Source organism: Pseudoneobacillus rhizosphaerae (assembly GCF_917563885.1).
Lineage (GTDB): Bacteria > Bacillota > Bacilli > Bacillales > Cytobacillaceae > Pseudoneobacillus > Pseudoneobacillus rhizosphaerae.
In genome coordinates this window covers 15,255-32,112 of record NZ_CAKJTG010000030.1, presented here as the reverse complement: position 1 = coordinate 32,112, position 16,858 = coordinate 15,255, and the positions used below count along the sequence as shown (strand labels likewise).

Sequence of the window (16,858 nt, the reverse complement as noted above, 5' to 3'; positions counted from 1 at the left end):
TTATACCAAATAAATAAAGACCCGAGTAAAAACTCGAGTCCAAAAATGATTTTAGCCCTTATTTAAGAATCCAGAAAGAAAGGAAAGAAATGTGTGTACCCCTGCTTTGACAGTTGGTAAGGCAGAAGAATCTCGATTCGGATCAAGGCAAACAATATCTACAGCTCTTATTTTGGAGGATCTTCCTGCTGTAATTACAGCATCAAAAAGTTCATCTGTTCTCATACCGCCTGTAGTAGAAGCTGGCACTCCAGGCGCGTAAGCAATGTCCAGAACATCCATATCAATCGTTAAGTAAATATAGTCTACCTTAGACTCTAATTCTTGAATGGCCTTGCTAACTGTTTCAATTATCCCATTCGTTCTAGCTTGCCTTAAAGTAATATAATTTACCTTCTGTTCTTTTGCATAGTTAATTAAAGATGGGCCGTTGAAGAAGCCATGTAATCCTATGTTATATACATTTGACCCCTTGACGATACCATTTTCAATTAAGTTGCGTATCGGTGTTCCATTTGAAGGACCTTGATCTTTCAAGTCTCTTAAATCCAAATGAGTATCAAACTGTAAAATACCAATTTCCCGAGATGGTACCGCTGCCTTCAAACCTGAAACGAGCATGGCAGTAATCGAATGATCTCCGCCAATTGTAAATGGAATGGAATTAGGATATTCCTTGCAAATCCCCTCCATAGACATTTTAATATTTGAGTGACATTTGTTAATATCGGTCACATGCATTTCGATATCTCCAAAATCGAGAACACGTAAATCTCTTAAATCTTGGTCGGTATCAATATTATATGTGGAAAAACCCTTCCATGCTTTTCGGAAATGCTCGGGAAATTCAGATGCTCCCGATGCACTGATTGATGATCTCGATAGAGGGGCACCCATCACAACAATATCCCATTGTCTCTTTAATAAAGCGTCCTCATCCGTAGGGATACGTTGGTCTATCCAATCTTTAACTTTTAAATCAATAGCCGTTTTTGTTTGTGACCAATAAAAAGATGGGTACTCAATAGGAAGGTTTAACATCTAACCCCTCCTTGAACGACAATCTCTCCAGCTTTTATCACGGTATCTGTATGATTCATACCAAAATGGTATTGAAGCTGCATGTAGTTAGGTACATTCGCAATTAGTATATCCGCTTTTTTTCCGACTTCTAAACTTCCAACTTCATTTGCACGGTTAATAGCATGCGCTGCATTAATAGTTGCAGCAGTAATGACTTCAGCAGGTGTTAATCCCATATGAAGACAAGCCAAATTCATAATTAAGTGTGTGGATACAGTTGGTGAAGAACCAGGATTACAATCAGTTGAAATAGCTACCGGTAAACCAAGATCAATCATCTTACGTCCGTTGGCTGCCTCAGTCATTAAAAAGAAAGCAGTACCAGGTAATAACACCCCAACTACCCCTTTTTCTGCCATCGCTTTAATCCCATTTTCAGATGCTTTCAAAAGATGATCAGCTGATATCGCCCCGACCTCAGCAGCTAACTCAGCACCTTCATATGGTTCAATTTCGTCTGCGTGAATTTTAGCAATTAATCCATACTTTTTCCCAGCCTCTAAAATAAGTCGTGTTTGCTCTGGCGTAAAAACCCCTCGCTCACAGAAAACATCATTAAATTCAGCCAGCTTTTCAGCAGCCACCTTAGGTAACATTTCATTGATTACAAGCTCAACGTATACATCAGGCTTTTCTTTATATTCTTTAGGTACAGCATGAGCTCCCATAAAGGTGCTCACCACATCAATTGGGTGTTCTTCATTAAGCCGTTTAGCAACTTTTAATTGTTTGTATTCCGTATCCCAGTCCATTCCATATCCACTTTTCGCTTCAATGGTAGTAACTCCATGAAGTAGAAACTTATTTAATCGATTCATACTCTCCGTAAAAAGCTCCTCTTCAGTTGCCTCTCTTGTTTTAGAAGTCGTAGAGTGAATACCACCACCTGCATTCATGATTTCCATGTAGGTAGCTCCATTAAGTCTCATATTAAACTCATTCTCTCTACTACCCTTATAAACAATATGTGTATGAGGATCAACAAATCCTGGAAGAACGATTTTCCCAGAGGCATCAATACATTCTGCTTCTTCTATTTTAGAAGAATATTTATGTCTGAGGTCTTCGGTAGTTCCAACATCAACTATTATCCCATTTTCGATTAAGATTGCTCCACTTTCGATTACTGATAGTGAGCTCATTTTTTCAAATGTAGCAGGCTTACCCGAAAGTCCTTTTAAAGTGATAAGTTGTTCGGCATTTTCAATAAAAATTGTTCTTTCTATCACTAGAAGTCCCCCTTTACTCCATCATCGGAATGTGTACGCCTTTTTCTTTAGCGGTCTTAATTGCTAAATCATAGCCCGCATCGACATGGCGAACAATTCCCATTCCTGGATCAGTCGTTAACACTCTTTCTAAGCGTTTTTCCGCGGCCTCTGTACCATCAGCGACAATTACCATACCTGCATGTAGAGAGTATCCCATTCCTACTCCTCCACCGTGATGGACAGATACCCAGCTAGCTCCCCCAACGGCGTTAATCATTGCATTTAATATTGGCCAATCCGCTACAGCGTCACTACCATCCTTCATTCCTTCCGTTTCACGGTTTGGCGAGGCTACAGAACCTGAATCTAAATGATCTCGACCAATAACGATAGGGGCTTTTAATTCTCCACTTGCGACCATATCATTAATAATTTTTCCAAAACGAGCACGTTCGCCATAACCTAACCAGCAAATCCGGGAAGGTAAGCCTTGGAATTGAATTTTTTCTTGAGCCATTTTTATCCATTTGCATAAATGCTCGTTGTCTGCAAATTCCCTTAGAATGACTTCATCGGTCTTATATATATCTTCAGGGTCACCAGATAATGCTACCCAGCGGAATGGTCCTTTCCCTTCACAGAAAAGCGGACGAATATAAGCAGGGACAAAGCCTGGGAAATCAAAGGCATTTTCTACTCCTTCATCTTTTGCTACTTGACGAATGTTATTTCCATAATCAAAAGTAACGGCTCCTCGTTTTTGCATTTCGAGCATTGCTTTCACATGCGTAGCCATACTTTGCTTTGATAGTTTCACATATTCGACTGGATCAGCACTTCTAAGCTGTGCTGCTTGTTCAAGGTTAAATCCTACTGGTATATAACCGTTTAATGGATCGTGTGCAGACGTTTGGTCTGTTAAAACATCAGGGATAAAACCCATGGCAATCATTTGCGGTAATACTTCAGCAGCGTTCCCAAGAAGTCCAATGGAAAGGGCACGACCTGCTGCTTTTGCTTCTTTAGCAAGTGTAATAGCCTCTTCAAGTGACTCTGTTTTCACATCTAAATATTTTGTATCTAAACGGCGCTGAATGCTTGTTTCACTAACATCAATCGCAATACAAACACCTTCGTTCATTGTGACAGCAAGTGTTTGCGCTCCACCCATTCCCCCTAAACCAGCCGTTAAGGTAATCGTTTGCTTTAATGATCCAGTAAAATGTTGTCGAGCTAGTTCTGCAAATGTCTCATACGTACCTTGGACAATACCTTGACTTCCAATATATATCCAGCTTCCTGCAGTCATTTGTCCATACATCATTAGCCCTTTTTTATCAAGTTCATGGAAGGTTTCCCAATTTGCCCAAGCTGGTACTATATTAGAATTCGCAATCAAGACCCTTGGAGCATCCTCATGGGTACGAAATACTGCTACAGGCTTTCCTGACTGTACTAGGAGCGTTTCATTACTCTCCAGATTTTTTAAAGTATCTACAATCGCGTCATAGCAATCCCAATTTCGTGCAGCCTTTCCAATTCCACCATATACAACTAGTTCTGCGGGATTTTCCGCGACATCCTGATCTAAATTATTCATTAGCATTCTTAAAGCCGCTTCTTGAATCCAACCTTTAGTGTGTAGCTCAGTTCCATGATAATTAGTAATAACGCGCTTTGTTTCCGCTTTCATTTCTATCCCTCCAAAAATGTTTATATAATAAGTTTAAAACGTATAATTTCAGAATAATAGAATAAATTTACTTAATTCTTTATGATTTTCTTAGATTTGTAGTAAATAACTAAGATGAATTAACCAGATTTTTAAACTTAATATAGCTTTTGGTAATTATTTTAGTTTTCCCCCGCATCATGAAGATTCTGAGAGCTGGATATTGTAAATGAGACCAGAATCCACTTTAGGATTTCTGGCCTCTATATTGATTTGGTGTTTGATTCGTTTTCTGACGGAATACTCTTGCGAAATATTGCTGATGTGTAAAACCACTAATACTTGAGATTTCTTTTATCGACATTTCTGTTTCTCTTAGTAGCTTTTTTGCATTCATTATTCGTTCTTCGTTTAAAGTTTCTCGGAATGTTTTACCCGTTTTCTGAACAAATAAACTACTGAGATATGCGGGGTTACGATTTAAAACGGTAGCAATCCCCTCTAATGTCAATTGCGAGTTCCAATAATGTGATTTTATATAATCTAGACAGTTTTCAATTAAATCTTTCTTTTGATCTCGGATTTGCTCTTTTAGATTAAAGATTTTCGATGTAAATAATATGAGCTCCTGTATATTGCGATAAACAATCGCTGAATACAGAACTTCGTTAAATAAATTCAAATAGTCCTTCTCTAATTCTAGGAAAATGGTATTTTCTTTTAAATATCTTCTAATTTGCGCAAGAATACTTGTAATTCGAATCCGAATAAGACCTGGGTCTGGATATGGCATTTCAAAATGAAGGAATTCACGGTATAACCATTCCCGAATTCCTGATAAATCAGAATGATTTAAGAAATCAATCCATAATTTTTGTTCACTAGAAGTTAGAAATGGATCAATCACTCTCCAATTAAACCCTTCATAGGTTTGTAGCACTTGGTTAAACCCAATAAAGAAGGTAACCTCCAACATCTTTTTCGTCTCAAGATATCGGTCATGAATCGTGCAATTTTTTTCAGAAGGTAGTAATACGATGATGGAAAGAGAATCTGAATCATTTGTTTGCCAATCTCTTAAAAATCGTTGACCTTCTTCGTACCAAGATTTTTTATTATTTTTAGTAATACCTATAATTACATCAGATAAAGTAAAAAATTCGCATTCCATTTGAAAGGAATATTCTTTTAAATAACCAAAAAGCCTGTTTAAACTGTCTCGGTTCTCTGTCTTAAAACCAAGGAATACATACTCTTTTGCAGAAGTGACCTTGTCATCAAAAAGCTGATTTAATTCAATTCGCTTATTATTCTTTTTAACAATTGGACTTAACATCGTTTTGGATTTTATCTCTCTAATTAGCGTTTGTACATTTCGTTGTAATTGTTCAGGAGATACTGGCTTTAATAGCAGATTCTTCACACCTAAATCAATTGCTTTCATTGCAATTTCAAAAGTCGGTTCCATCGTTAAACCTATAACTTTTGGGTTTAACACCTTTATCCACTTTATTAATTTCTCTTGGTCTTCATGAGAAAAAAATTCAATTTCTAAAATGAGAATATCCACTGGTGAACTCTCTAATTTATGCTGTAATTCAGAAACGTTGACAGCATGTCCAACTTTGATAGAGGGGTCACTTGATTTCAATAACCATTCCATCCCATTCGTTTCATAACGTTCACGATTTGCAATTAGGATATGAACCATCACACACCTCCATCCTCTATTATTCAGTTGTCAAAAATATTTGTAAAGATTAATTCTGAAAAAACAGACAAGTCTCCCCTATCTCCTTGCATATATATTATTAGACAAGCATGACAACAATCATTATTTAAGTACAAAACATAGGACAAAAATGGAATGGAGGTGAAACTGTGGAATTATTAATAATTAGAAAGAGATCTATCATCCTTTTCTTCATCATAAGCTTAACGGTTCTCTCAGCATCTGTATGGTTCTTTATGAAGTCACCTGACGTTCCTGCTATCAATGCCAATACTACTAACAATGTCAGAGACATTCATTTAGTCACAGGTGAATTCAAAACAAAAACAAGTAGCGGAAAAGTTATTGAGGCCTATAGATGGGATCCAGCTTCAATCTTCCTAGAAAAAGAAGAAAGGGTAAATCTCATCATTTACGGTGTTAATGGAGCAGAACACCCTTTCTACATTGAAGGAACTGACATTAAAGGAACAGTAAAAAAAGGAGAAGAAACCGTAATTCCTCTTCAATTTGACAAAGAAGGTACGTATCGCCTCATTTGTTTGACGCATCCAGACAAAAATCATAACGGTCCAATGATTGCCTATATTAATGTTGATTAAACATTTGTAGAACAGGAGTTTCGAGCTCCTGTTTCTTTCTTTGCTCATTTAACACTGTGACAACGGTGTTAATATCTCAATTCCGATAGGACAAAACCACTAAAATCACTATTTTTCTCCTCCTTTTCTATTTATATAACAGTTTTAAAAATTACCCACTTTTTTATAGTACAGTTTTTCAAACAACCTCAAATAACGAGTAAAAACCTCAAGTGTTTTTGTCTAAAATGTGAAATAAGCCTGTTTTCACAATATGTTAACAATCAGTACGATATTTATCACTCATAGTCTGTTATATTGGTTATAAGATAAATACATCAAACTGTTATATAAACTTTATGAGGTGATATATATGATGAAACAATGGTTAGGATTTGAAAATGGAACTTGGACAAAAAATGTGAATGTACGTGATTTTATTTTAAAAAACTTTAAACCTTTCGAAGGTGATGATAGTTTTCTAGCAGCAGCAACTGCTGCAACAGGAAAACTTTGGGATCAAGTGATGGAGTTAACAACACAAGAAAGAGACAACGGTGGAGTATTAGATATGGATACTGAAACTGTATCCACCATTACTTCGCATGGTCCTGGATATTTAAATGAGGATCTTGAAAAAGTAGTTGGTGTTCAAACGGATAAACCTTTTAATCGTTCCCTTCAGCCATACGGTGGGATTAGAATGGCTAAAGCAGCTTGTGAAGCATATGGCTACCAAATGAGTGAGGACATAGAAAAAATCTTTACTGATTTCCGTAAAACTCATAACCAAGGTGTTTTTGATGCCTATACAGACGAAATGATGCTAGCTAGAAAAGTCGGAATCATTACAGGTCTACCCGATGCTTATGGTCGTGGTCGTATCATTGGTGATTATCGACGTGTCGCCCTATATGGTGTAGACTTCTTAATCCAGGAAAAGAAAAACGACCTTATCTCTACTAGCAAAACGATGACAGAATCAACAATGCGTCTACGCGAGGAAATTTCTGAGCAAATTCGTGCACTTATAGAACTAAAAGAATTAGCAAATATATATGGGTATGATATTTCTCTACCAGCAAACAATGCTAAAGAGGCATTCCAATGGTTATATTTCGGGTATCTAGCAGCTATTAAAGAGCAAAATGGGGCAGCTATGAGCCTTGGCCGTGTCTCTACCTTCCTTGATATCTATATTGAGCGCGACTTAGAAAATGGTACATTAAATGAGGTTGAAGCTCAGGAACTAGTTGATCATTTTGTAATGAAGCTTCGTCTAGTAAAATTTGCCCGTACACCTGATTATAATGAATTATTTAGTGGAGACCCTACGTGGGTTACAGAATCAATCGGTGGTATGGCTTTAGATGGACGTCCATTAGTAACAAAGAGCTCTTTCCGTTTCTTACACACATTAGATAATCTTGGACCAGCGCCGGAGCCTAACTTAACTGTCCTTTGGTCTCCTCAGCTTCCAGAGAACTTTAAGAAATATTGTGCAAAAATGTCGATTAAAACAAGCTCTATCCAATATGAGAATGATGACATTATGCGTCCAGAGTATGGAGATGATTATGGAATTGCATGCTGTGTATCTGCCATGGAAATTGGAAAGCAAATGCAATTTTTCGGAGCACGCGCAAATTTAGCAAAAGCCCTTCTTTATGCGATTAATGGTGGCGTTGACGAGAAAGCTAAAACTCAAGTAGCACCTGATTTTGCACCTATTACATCAGATATCTTAAATTATGAAGAAGTAATGTCAAAATTTGATCAAACAATGGAATGGTTAGCAGAGCTTTACATTAATACATTAAATGTTATCCATTTCATGCATGACAAATATAGCTACGAACGTATTGAAATGGCTTTACATGATTCCGAAATCGTACGAACAATGGCGACAGGAATTGCAGGATTAAGTGTTGTAGCTGACTCATTAAGTGCAATTAAATTCGGTGAAGTAAAAGTCATCCGAGATGAAAACGGGATTGCAGTCGATTTTGAAACAAATGGTGATTATCCAAAATACGGCAATAACGATGACCGAGTTGACAGTATTGCCGTTGAAATTGTTGAGACATTTATGAAAAAACTAAAGAAGCATGTAACTTATCGTAACTCAGTTCATACAATGTCAATCTTAACGATTACATCAAACGTTGTATATGGTAAGAAAACAGGTAATACACCTGATGGCCGTCGAGCTGGCGAACCATTCGCTCCTGGTGCAAACCCAATGCATGGTCGAGACACAAAAGGAACACTAGCTTCTCTTTCATCGGTTGCAAAACTTCCGTATGAATCTGCAATGGATGGTATATCCAATACCTTCTCTATTGTTCCGAAGGCTCTTGGGAAAGAAGAAGAAAATCAAATTCGCAATTTAGTATCGATTCTTGATGGTTATGCAATAAAATCAGGACACCATTTAAACGTAAACGTATTTAACCGTGAGACATTAATGGATGCTATGGAACACCCTGAATTATATCCACAATTAACAATTCGAGTATCTGGTTATGCAGTTAACTTTATTAAATTAACTCGCGAGCAACAAATGGACGTTATTAACCGTACATTCCATGCTTCATTATAATAACTAAAAATAAGGGGTTTGAGGTCTCCCCTATTTTCTAGAGACCTCGCTTCGCTTGACGAAAGGAGATAAATCATTATGATGGGAAACATTCATTCAATAGAGACTTTGGGTACAGTAGACGGTCCTGGAATTCGATACGTGGTCTTTACACAAGGCTGTCTGTTACGCTGTCAGTTTTGTCATAATGCCGATACTTGGGAAATAGGAACTGGTAAGCAAATGTCTGTTTCTGAAATCATGAACGATTTAACTTCTTACCTCCCTTTTCTTCAAGCTTCAGGCGGTGGAATTACGGTTAGTGGTGGAGAACCTTTATTACAAATTCCATTTTTGATTGAACTTTTTAAGGAATGTAAAAAGAAAGGGATTCATACGGCCATTGATTCTTCTGGAGGATGTTATTCAAACGCAAAACTCTTCCAAGAACAGTTAACAGAACTTATGCAGTATACAGACCTTATTTTGCTCGACTTAAAACATATTGATCGAAAAAAGCATATTCAATTGACTGGTTTACCAAATGACCATATTTTAGAGTTTGCAAAATATCTTTCTGATCATCAAGTTCCTATTTGGATTCGACACGTGCTAGTCCCTAGCAGAACGGATGACATGGAAGACTTAGAAAATATGGGTGAATTTATTTCCACACTAAAAAATGTAAAAAAGATTGAGGTTCTTCCCTATCATAAGCTAGGAGTTTATAAATGGGAGGCACTTGGTTTGGAGTATGCATTAAAAGATATTGAACCTCCAAGTGATGCACAAGTGGCAAACGCCCTGCATATGTTATCTAAGAAGTGTCAATTTACTTCTTAATATGTTTTAACTCCCCCTACTTATGTGCTACACCTAAAAAGTGTAGCACTTTTTTCTTTTTTCTAGGACTAAAATCCTATATAATGGAAATAGAGGTGATTTCTGTGATTTATGAAAAAGGTAACCCAAAATGGGCTATTTTCTTAGTAATAATCTTTATGATTCTTGGGGCAAATTATATGATTTACAATTTTTCATTCTTTCAACCGTTCGATGAAAAAATAGTCATTGCTTCTTTAATCGACTGTATCTTAGTTATTCCAATTTTGACCTATTTCTTCATTATCCGTAATAAATATTCGTTTAAAACTATCGGCATACCTCTTCTAGCTGGTTATGCAGCAGCCTACTACATCATTCCTCAGGAATACCTTCAATCGTATAATAAGCTGACCTGGATTATTATCGTTATGGAGGGTTTGATTTTAACGTTTGAGTTATTTTTATTTTATAAAATATTGAAATACTTCCCGAAGTTAATGAAGGAATTTAAAAATCGGAGTTTAGAAGGCTATTATTTTATCGAGAACATGAATATGGCTTTGAAATCTATTTTTCCAAATTCCTTATTTGAAAAAATCGGGACAACAGAAAGCTCAATCTATTATTATTCGTTATTCTCTTTTCGAAAAAAAATAAACACTTCTGTAATTAAGGAGCAATTTTCATACCATAAAAAAACAAGTGTTATTGCCCTTAACCTTATGCTCATTCATGCGATTGTTATTGAAACAATTGGAATACATTATTTACTGCATAAGATCAACCCGATTATCTCTTATATCACTTTATTTTTAAACGTTTATACAGTACTTTTGTTTATCGCAGAGATTCAAGCCATCCGCCTTACCCCGATACAAATTAGAAATGAAAAATTAGTTATTCAAATTGGGATTATGAAACGAATAAATATCCCATTGAAAAATATTTCTAAAATAGAATATTACAATGGACCAGAAAAATTTAGCAATAAAGAACTTGAGAATATATTTGATGCTCGAGTAAATGATTTTATCCAAGAAAAACCAAAGTTTGATATATACCTGAAAGAAACATCAACCGCTAATCTATTATATGGATTTACGAAAAAAGTAAATCGTATTGTCCTATCGGTAGATGAACCTGAGAGATTCTATCAAACAATAAGCCAATCTTTACAAGAAAATTAAACTAATCTAAAGGATTTCAGACTGAAAGCAAAGCTTTCAGTCTATTTTTCATCGCTTCCGCAACAAAAACTACATATATTTTTTATTTATGACACAATTACAGCAAGCTAATTTGATATTCTTGACTTATTCGTTTTATAATTGGGATTATGCTAGAATAGTAGACATACCGATTAGATATTTTGAAACTTTTATTTGTATCCAACCGTATTACATTTAAGGAAACATTATTCTATTGAGTAATTTATCAAACGAGATTACACTATATACATTCGGAAAAATGAATTGAGGTGAGACCTATATTTGAATTCTTAGTCGAACTATCTGAAGTTAATACACTTTATGCGATTTATACGGGAATTATTTTAGGTCTTGCCTTAAAATATTTTTGGTCATTAAATTGTGAGTACTGGGAATCCAGCTCATTTTTAACCTATGAAAATGAAAAAAACATCCACTCTCCAACCATTGTATTAAAATATTTCAGCACTCAATCTAACCTAATATATAATTGGATTATTCAAATTGTTCGAAGGAAAAAAGCGACTACAGATGAAACAGACAGTTTCGTTTCCCTCTAATTCATCATTACAAATTAGGAGGAAATAGGAAACTTATGAAAAAATTAATCACAATAGCATTTCTTTTATTATTAACCCTAACAGGTTGCTCACAAGGGACTGAGAATGACCCATCCTTTTTTCAACAATATTTAGTTCATCCGTTCGAATTGGCCATCCATTTTATTGCAAATCTTTTTAATGGTAATTTTGGAATTGCGATTATATTATTAACACTGACTGTCCGCTTTGCCCTTTTACCGCTAATGCTCAAGCAATATAAAAACCAAGCGGAAATGAAAGTAAAAATGGATCGTTTAAAACCTGAAATGGATGAGATTCAAAAAAGAATCAAGGCAGAAAAAGATAAAGCAAAACAACAAGAAATTCAAAAAGAAATGTTTGGCTTATATCAAAAACATGGTGTTAATCCTTTATCAATGGGTTGCCTACCGATGTTAATACAGATGCCTATTCTTATGGGGTTTTACTACGCAATACGAGGTTCTGAAGAAATTGCTAGCCATTCGTTTTTATGGTTTAGTTTAGGTCAACCTGATATTGCGATTACTTTAATTGCGGGAATTAGCTATTTTTTCCAATTTAAAGTATCTCAAGCTAACATGCCTGTTCAACAGCAACAACAAATGAAATTCATGGGGCTTTTATCACCGATTATGATTGTTGTCTTTTCTTTTCAGGCACCAGCTGCATTACCTTTATATTGGACTGTTGGTGGGATCTTTTTAATCCTTCAAACGATACTTGGTAGAAAAATGTATCCTTCAGTTAAAACTGAAGCCTCCCTACCACTAAAGCAATAAAAGAAAAATGCCGAGCCTATGCTTCGGCATTTTTTTATTGATTTGCAAATAGATAACCAAGAAACGCAAAACCGATGCCAAATAAATAGCTCATTAGTAGATATGTAAAACTTACAATCTTTCCTTTAGACTTGATTAGTTGAAATGCTTCAAGCTTAAAAGTTGAAAAGGTGGTAAACGCTCCACAAAATCCAATACCTAAAAAGGCATACACATTTTCTGATATTCCTTGATAAAAAAGATAGCCTAATAAAAATGATCCGAATATATTGACGAAAAGAGTGCCATAAGGAAGACTTTTATTTATTTTTTTGGAAATGGCATATCTCAAAATTGCTCCAACAAGTCCACCCAAACCTATATATAGAATTATCATATATCCTCCATCCCAACAGTCTTACCTTGACCAATTGAAAATCCAATTGCTGTTAAAATCAATCCACCTACAACACTTATGGATAAATAAAGAAATAACCATAAATAAAGTGAGTCCTGAAATAATTGTATGACTTCAACACTTAGGGTGGAAAAGGTAGTGAAGGAACCGATTATTCCCGTTGAAATCCCTGCTTTAACTTCTTTGCTAATCGATTGAAGCGGTGCAATCCTGGCCACAAACCAACCGAGTACAAAAGCCCCTAGCAAGTTGACAAATAATGTCCCCATCGGAAAATGATTAAAGGTGGGTAGTGATAAACTAGATACAAGATATCTTAAAATACTTCCTATCGCCCCACCAATCCCCACATAAAGATATACCATATCCAACACCTCAAAACTTTCTTATTCACAAATACATACCATTCCATCAACTCTGTTGTAATTTACTTAAAAGTTCTTTCTTAACTCCTAGCCATTCTTCTTTTATAATACTGTAATATACCGTATCCCTTATATAACCATCTTCAATTATCCGTTCTTTTCGTAAAACGCCTTCTTTCCTTGCACCGATACGTTCTATCGCTTTTTGTGATCGAAGATTACGTGAATCCGTCTTTAATTGAACTCTGTTTAAATTCCAATTTTCAAAAGCATGCTGTAGCATTAAATATTTACATTCGGAATTAACAACTGTCCTCCAAACACTTGGGTTATACCAAGTCCAGCCAATTTCAGCGGTTTTATGTAATGGTAAAACATCTAAAAATCGAGTACTCCCGACAATACGATTACTTTGTAATTCAACTACAACGAACGGATAAGATATTCCTTTCTCTCTTTCATCTAGTGCACTTAATACCATTTTCTGCATCGCCTCTAAACTTTTCACCTTACTAGTAGTGAAATTCCAAATTTCTTCTGGTTTAGCTGCTTCCCAAAGATCATCAATATGGTGTTCCTCCATTGGGATTAATTTTACCGAATTTCCTACTAATTCAAAAAGCTGATCCCATAGTTTCATATGAACACTCTCCTTACTTTAATCTCTTCTACTGTATATATATCTTAGAATCTAACAAATTACCATAAAATTATTGAGAAACTAATTACAATCAATTCAAAACCCACCATTTAATGTTTGGTGGGTTTTCAATGTTATACATATCGGCCATTTTCAGGTATGGCAATTTTTTCAAAATCACGAACTAACAGACTTAATTGCTCTGATAATTCTTCGCCTGTCATCGAAAAGCCATGGCCTGTAATGGCTACTTCAGGCTTTAAAGCTTCTAAAATCTTTACTGACTCATTTGCTTTTTTCCAATCTGTTGTAAAGTATTTGGGTGGTCCACTTATCTCTTGCTTCTGAACCATTACTTTGTAAAGTGATTCTTGTTTAACAGTGACAAAAGCATCACCTGCAATGAGAACTCGATCTTGCTCCCGAAATAAAGAAATATGACCTGGGGTGTGACCAGGAGTATGTATCCATTTCCAATCCAGCATTTCTGGGATACTGCCATCTTTAGGAAGCATCTTTACATTCTTTTCAATGTTAATACCATGGTTTGGAAACATGGGTGACAGTTCACTCACCATACCACCATCTACAGTAGGATCTCCAGGCGGGTAATTTTCCTTACCAGTTATATAAGGAATTTCCAATTCATGTGCATAAACTGGAACGTTCCAATGTTCTAACAAATCTGCAATACTACCCACATGATCAAAGTGCCCATGCGTTAAAACGATGGCTTTCGGTACCTTCCCTTCACCAAAACGCTCTTTTGCGACATTCATTATCTCTTTTGCAGAGTGCGGCATTCCTGCGTCTATTAATACCCAGCCTTGGTCTTCAGAATCTCCGACAAAACATAAATTGACAATTTTATTGCAATAACAATAAATATCTGGCAGTACCATCTGGCCTAACCCACTAGAAATGGACGTCATAGGCAAAAAAGCATCATCAAATCTGTTTAACGACGACGAATTATCCACTTAAGATCCCCCTAAATAAGGTTTATACTTTAGTATCTCCTCAAAATTTAGATTTCATAAAACAAAAAGGATTCTCACTTCAGTTTGAAATGAAGTGAGAATCCTTTCTTGAATGAAAAAATAGTTATATTAAAAATTATGCTTCTTGAAAATATTCCTTATAAAAGCCGCCAACTTTTCCTGAATTATCAATGATAAAGTAAAATTCTTCTGTTTCATTTTTAACTTCATATTCTTTCCCAGCTGTAAGTGCTTTGTTTACAATGAATTTCTTTGCATCAGTATGAATGCATTTTACTTTTTTAACGGTTTCTTTGTTTTGCCATATTAAATGTAGCATTTATGCCCCTCCTTCAAAATTGTCCTTTTTCTAGTATAATGAAAGCTATTGGTTTTGCGCAATACCCTCATTGGGTAAAGGAACAATCGCTGAGGTTAAATTCATTTTCCGAATCCAGTTAATGCCCGAATGGTCAAATGTTAATAGCTCTCCTGTTAACACATCTTTCATCGTTACATAGATTACTTCACAGATCGTGTCCATCCTAATGTAATGTAAATACTTAAATAAATTATTGTTATAATCCACCTCATAATAGTCAAAGCTTGAAAAAATATTCATCTATTCAACCCTCTTTCTAAGATGATGGCAATGATTACTTACCACATTCATTACTTGTTCTAAACATCATCTTAGATTTCGGGCTTAAAGATTATTTTATAAATGATTGTTCTTTTGCCATTCACTTAAGTATATGACACCAAGTTCAGGCTGGGGCTTTCCATCTAACGCATGGATAAATTCTAAAGAATTTCCGTCAGGGTCCAAAAAATAGACAGAAGCTGCTGGCATCCAAGTATGAACTAGCGGCTCTATTGGTGCTAACCCAAAATCTTCAGTAGCCTCAATACCCCTATCCTTTAACCAATCGATTGCATCACAAATTTCTTCATAATTGACACCAAAAGCAATATGCTTTCGAATCACAGGCTTTTTCGTTTCCCAAATACCTAACATTTGATCCATCGTTTGTTCCTTTCCAAAACGAAAAAACGCTACTCTTCTATCTTCTATTTTATGGACCATCTTAAGACCTAGATTTTCGTAAAATTGAATAGCTTCCTCTAAATTACCTGTATTTAAATGAGCTTCGAATAAATTCATCAATTATCATCCCTTCGACTTTTATAGTTTTAGAATATATCATTCTAAACTAGAAAAAATCCTAAAGTCGACTGAACTTTCACTAAGACTTTTGAATGAGATTTATTCCCAATCAGTAAGTTCAAAAGACACATTCAATTCTCTTAATTGTTTAACAAGTTTTTTATAATAAGCATCACTCACACGATTCCGTGATCCTCTTAAAATTTCAATTGCATAATGTTCTGGTGGTGCCAATTCTTCTTTTTTATCATACACATGAAACGTCAAAACATCTTTATAGACTTTATCATTTATTTGTACGTCAACAAAAGTTGCACGATACATTCCTATTAAATATCCTTCGCGTTTGAATAAATAATTAACAGCCTCAAATGGAGTTTCATAAAGAATTCCTTCTGTTATCCCACTATCTTCAATTATATCCCCTCGTCCTCCGTCAGAAGCAGCATATAAATATTTCATTGAATAGTTTTCAAGTGTTGCTGCACCGATAACTGTCTCAAAAAAGTGACCAACGTTCGCTTTATGAAATCGCTCCACATCCATACAGGAACCGTATGCAAAATAAAGCACTTTCTCAGGCTTTTGCTTTAGAAGCTGATAGATTTTCCAATCACCTGAAGCTATAGCTGTAGCACATGCTCTTTCTGACAAATAGAGATATGCACTACTTTCACCATTATCAGTATAAATGGTTTGAATATCTCGTTCATACAGATTATCGTTTCGACCAACCTTATATCCCTCTAATTCATCAAGAAGAGCAAGTTGTTTTTGATTTACTTCATATAATTCGCCAAATACTTTTTCACTATTTGATTTTTTCATCATAGGATATCCATTCCCAGTATCAAACAGTTCTCCATATGTCCAAGCTTGTTCTGAAATTTGTTTTGAATCCTTCAATAAGTAATGATTTCGTTGATGCTTTCGAAGTGTACCATATACAAAAACCAAGGCATTTTCCATTAGCTACCTCCCACTTTTTTATTAGAATAACACTTTGGTAATGAATAATAAAAGAAAAGAAGACAGAAAGTCTGCCTCCTTTT

General features: G+C 35.4%; 17 protein-coding genes. 5 read left to right on the top strand and 12 right to left on the bottom strand.

The genetic code is table 11. The annotated features are described in order from the left end of the window. Positions 1–51 precede the first annotated feature (51 nt). The 4 genes from LRP83_RS19795 to LRP83_RS19780 form a co-directional block, all read right to left on the bottom strand. A complete protein-coding gene (locus LRP83_RS19795) occupies positions 52–1,041 on the bottom strand; it encodes an agmatinase family protein (RefSeq protein ID WP_230498453.1) in 990 nt (329 codons plus the stop codon). Then, on the bottom strand, positions 1,035–2,309 hold the full coding sequence (gene hutI / locus LRP83_RS19790) for an imidazolonepropionase (RefSeq protein ID WP_230498473.1): 1,275 nt from the start codon (positions 2,307–2,309) through the stop codon (positions 1,035–1,037). Before hutI ends, LRP83_RS19795 begins: the two co-directional genes overlap by 7 nt. A gap of 16 nt (positions 2,310–2,325) precedes the next feature. Continuing rightward, on the bottom strand, positions 2,326–3,987 hold the full coding sequence (gene hutU, locus LRP83_RS19785; RefSeq protein ID WP_230498452.1) for a urocanate hydratase: 1,662 nt from the start codon (positions 3,985–3,987) through the stop codon (positions 2,326–2,328). Between the two features lie 226 nt (positions 3,988–4,213). Continuing rightward, positions 4,214–5,677 (bottom strand): response regulator transcription factor, encoded by a 1,464-nt coding sequence (locus tag LRP83_RS19780; RefSeq protein ID WP_230498451.1) that lies wholly within the window; start codon positions 5,675–5,677, stop codon positions 4,214–4,216. A 170-nt stretch (positions 5,678–5,847) separates the two neighbouring features. Here LRP83_RS19780 and LRP83_RS19775 point away from each other — a divergent pair, with 170 nt between their 5' ends. The 5 genes from LRP83_RS19775 (at position 5,848) to yidC (ending at position 12,256) form a co-directional block, all read left to right on the top strand. Further along, entirely contained in the window at positions 5,848–6,300 is a 453-nt protein-coding gene (locus LRP83_RS19775) for a cupredoxin domain-containing protein (protein WP_230498450.1), read from the top strand. Positions 6,301–6,655: 355 nt separating this feature from the next. Next, positions 6,656–8,881 (top strand): formate C-acetyltransferase, encoded by a 2,226-nt coding sequence (pflB, locus tag LRP83_RS19770; RefSeq protein ID WP_230498472.1) that lies wholly within the window; start codon positions 6,656–6,658, stop codon positions 8,879–8,881. Positions 8,882–8,959: 78 nt separating this feature from the next. Then, positions 8,960–9,703 carry a pyruvate formate-lyase-activating protein gene (gene pflA / locus LRP83_RS19765; protein ID WP_230498448.1) on the top strand — a complete coding sequence of 248 codons (744 nt, stop codon included), beginning with the start codon at positions 8,960–8,962 and terminating at the stop codon, positions 9,701–9,703. A gap of 83 nt (positions 9,704–9,786) precedes the next feature. Beyond that, positions 9,787–10,872 (top strand): hypothetical protein, encoded by a 1,086-nt coding sequence (locus LRP83_RS19760; protein WP_230498447.1) that lies wholly within the window; start codon positions 9,787–9,789, stop codon positions 10,870–10,872. A gap of 616 nt (positions 10,873–11,488) precedes the next feature. Further along, positions 11,489–12,256, top strand: coding sequence for a membrane protein insertase YidC (yidC, locus tag LRP83_RS19755; protein ID WP_230498446.1), 768 nt, complete (start codon positions 11,489–11,491; stop codon positions 12,254–12,256). A gap of 34 nt (positions 12,257–12,290) precedes the next feature. Here yidC and LRP83_RS19750 read toward each other — a convergent pair whose 3' ends face one another. The 8 genes from LRP83_RS19750 to LRP83_RS19715 form a co-directional block, all read right to left on the bottom strand. Continuing rightward, a complete protein-coding gene (locus tag LRP83_RS19750) occupies positions 12,291–12,632 on the bottom strand; it encodes a fluoride efflux transporter FluC (protein WP_230498445.1) in 342 nt (113 codons plus the stop codon). Beyond that, the gene (gene crcB / locus LRP83_RS19745; protein WP_230498444.1) at positions 12,629–13,018 is read right to left on the bottom strand and encodes a fluoride efflux transporter CrcB; all 390 of its coding nucleotides are present in this window, start codon (positions 13,016–13,018) and stop codon (positions 12,629–12,631) included. The genes LRP83_RS19750 and crcB overlap by 4 nt, the downstream gene beginning before the upstream one ends. Before the next feature lie 46 nt (positions 13,019–13,064). Next, positions 13,065–13,658: a GNAT family N-acetyltransferase gene (locus LRP83_RS19740; protein WP_230498443.1), complete on the bottom strand. Its 594-nt coding sequence runs from the start codon at positions 13,656–13,658 to the stop codon at positions 13,065–13,067. Positions 13,659–13,792: 134 nt separating this feature from the next. After that, positions 13,793–14,638: an MBL fold metallo-hydrolase gene (locus LRP83_RS19735; RefSeq protein ID WP_435531374.1), complete on the bottom strand. Its 846-nt coding sequence runs from the start codon at positions 14,636–14,638 to the stop codon at positions 13,793–13,795. 136 nt (positions 14,639–14,774) lie between these two features. After that, the gene (locus tag LRP83_RS19730) at positions 14,775–14,978 is read right to left on the bottom strand and encodes a DUF6501 family protein (RefSeq protein WP_230498442.1); all 204 of its coding nucleotides are present in this window, start codon (positions 14,976–14,978) and stop codon (positions 14,775–14,777) included. A gap of 45 nt (positions 14,979–15,023) precedes the next feature. Then, positions 15,024–15,260 carry a hypothetical protein gene (locus tag LRP83_RS19725; RefSeq protein ID WP_230498440.1) on the bottom strand — a complete coding sequence of 79 codons (237 nt, stop codon included), beginning with the start codon at positions 15,258–15,260 and terminating at the stop codon, positions 15,024–15,026. 96 nt (positions 15,261–15,356) lie between these two features. Next, on the bottom strand, positions 15,357–15,803 hold the full coding sequence (locus LRP83_RS19720; protein ID WP_230498439.1) for a VOC family protein: 447 nt from the start codon (positions 15,801–15,803) through the stop codon (positions 15,357–15,359). A 102-nt stretch (positions 15,804–15,905) separates the two neighbouring features. Continuing rightward, on the bottom strand, positions 15,906–16,775 hold the full coding sequence (locus LRP83_RS19715; protein ID WP_230498438.1) for a gamma-glutamylcyclotransferase family protein: 870 nt from the start codon (positions 16,773–16,775) through the stop codon (positions 15,906–15,908). Between the last annotated feature and the right edge of the window lie 83 nt (positions 16,776–16,858).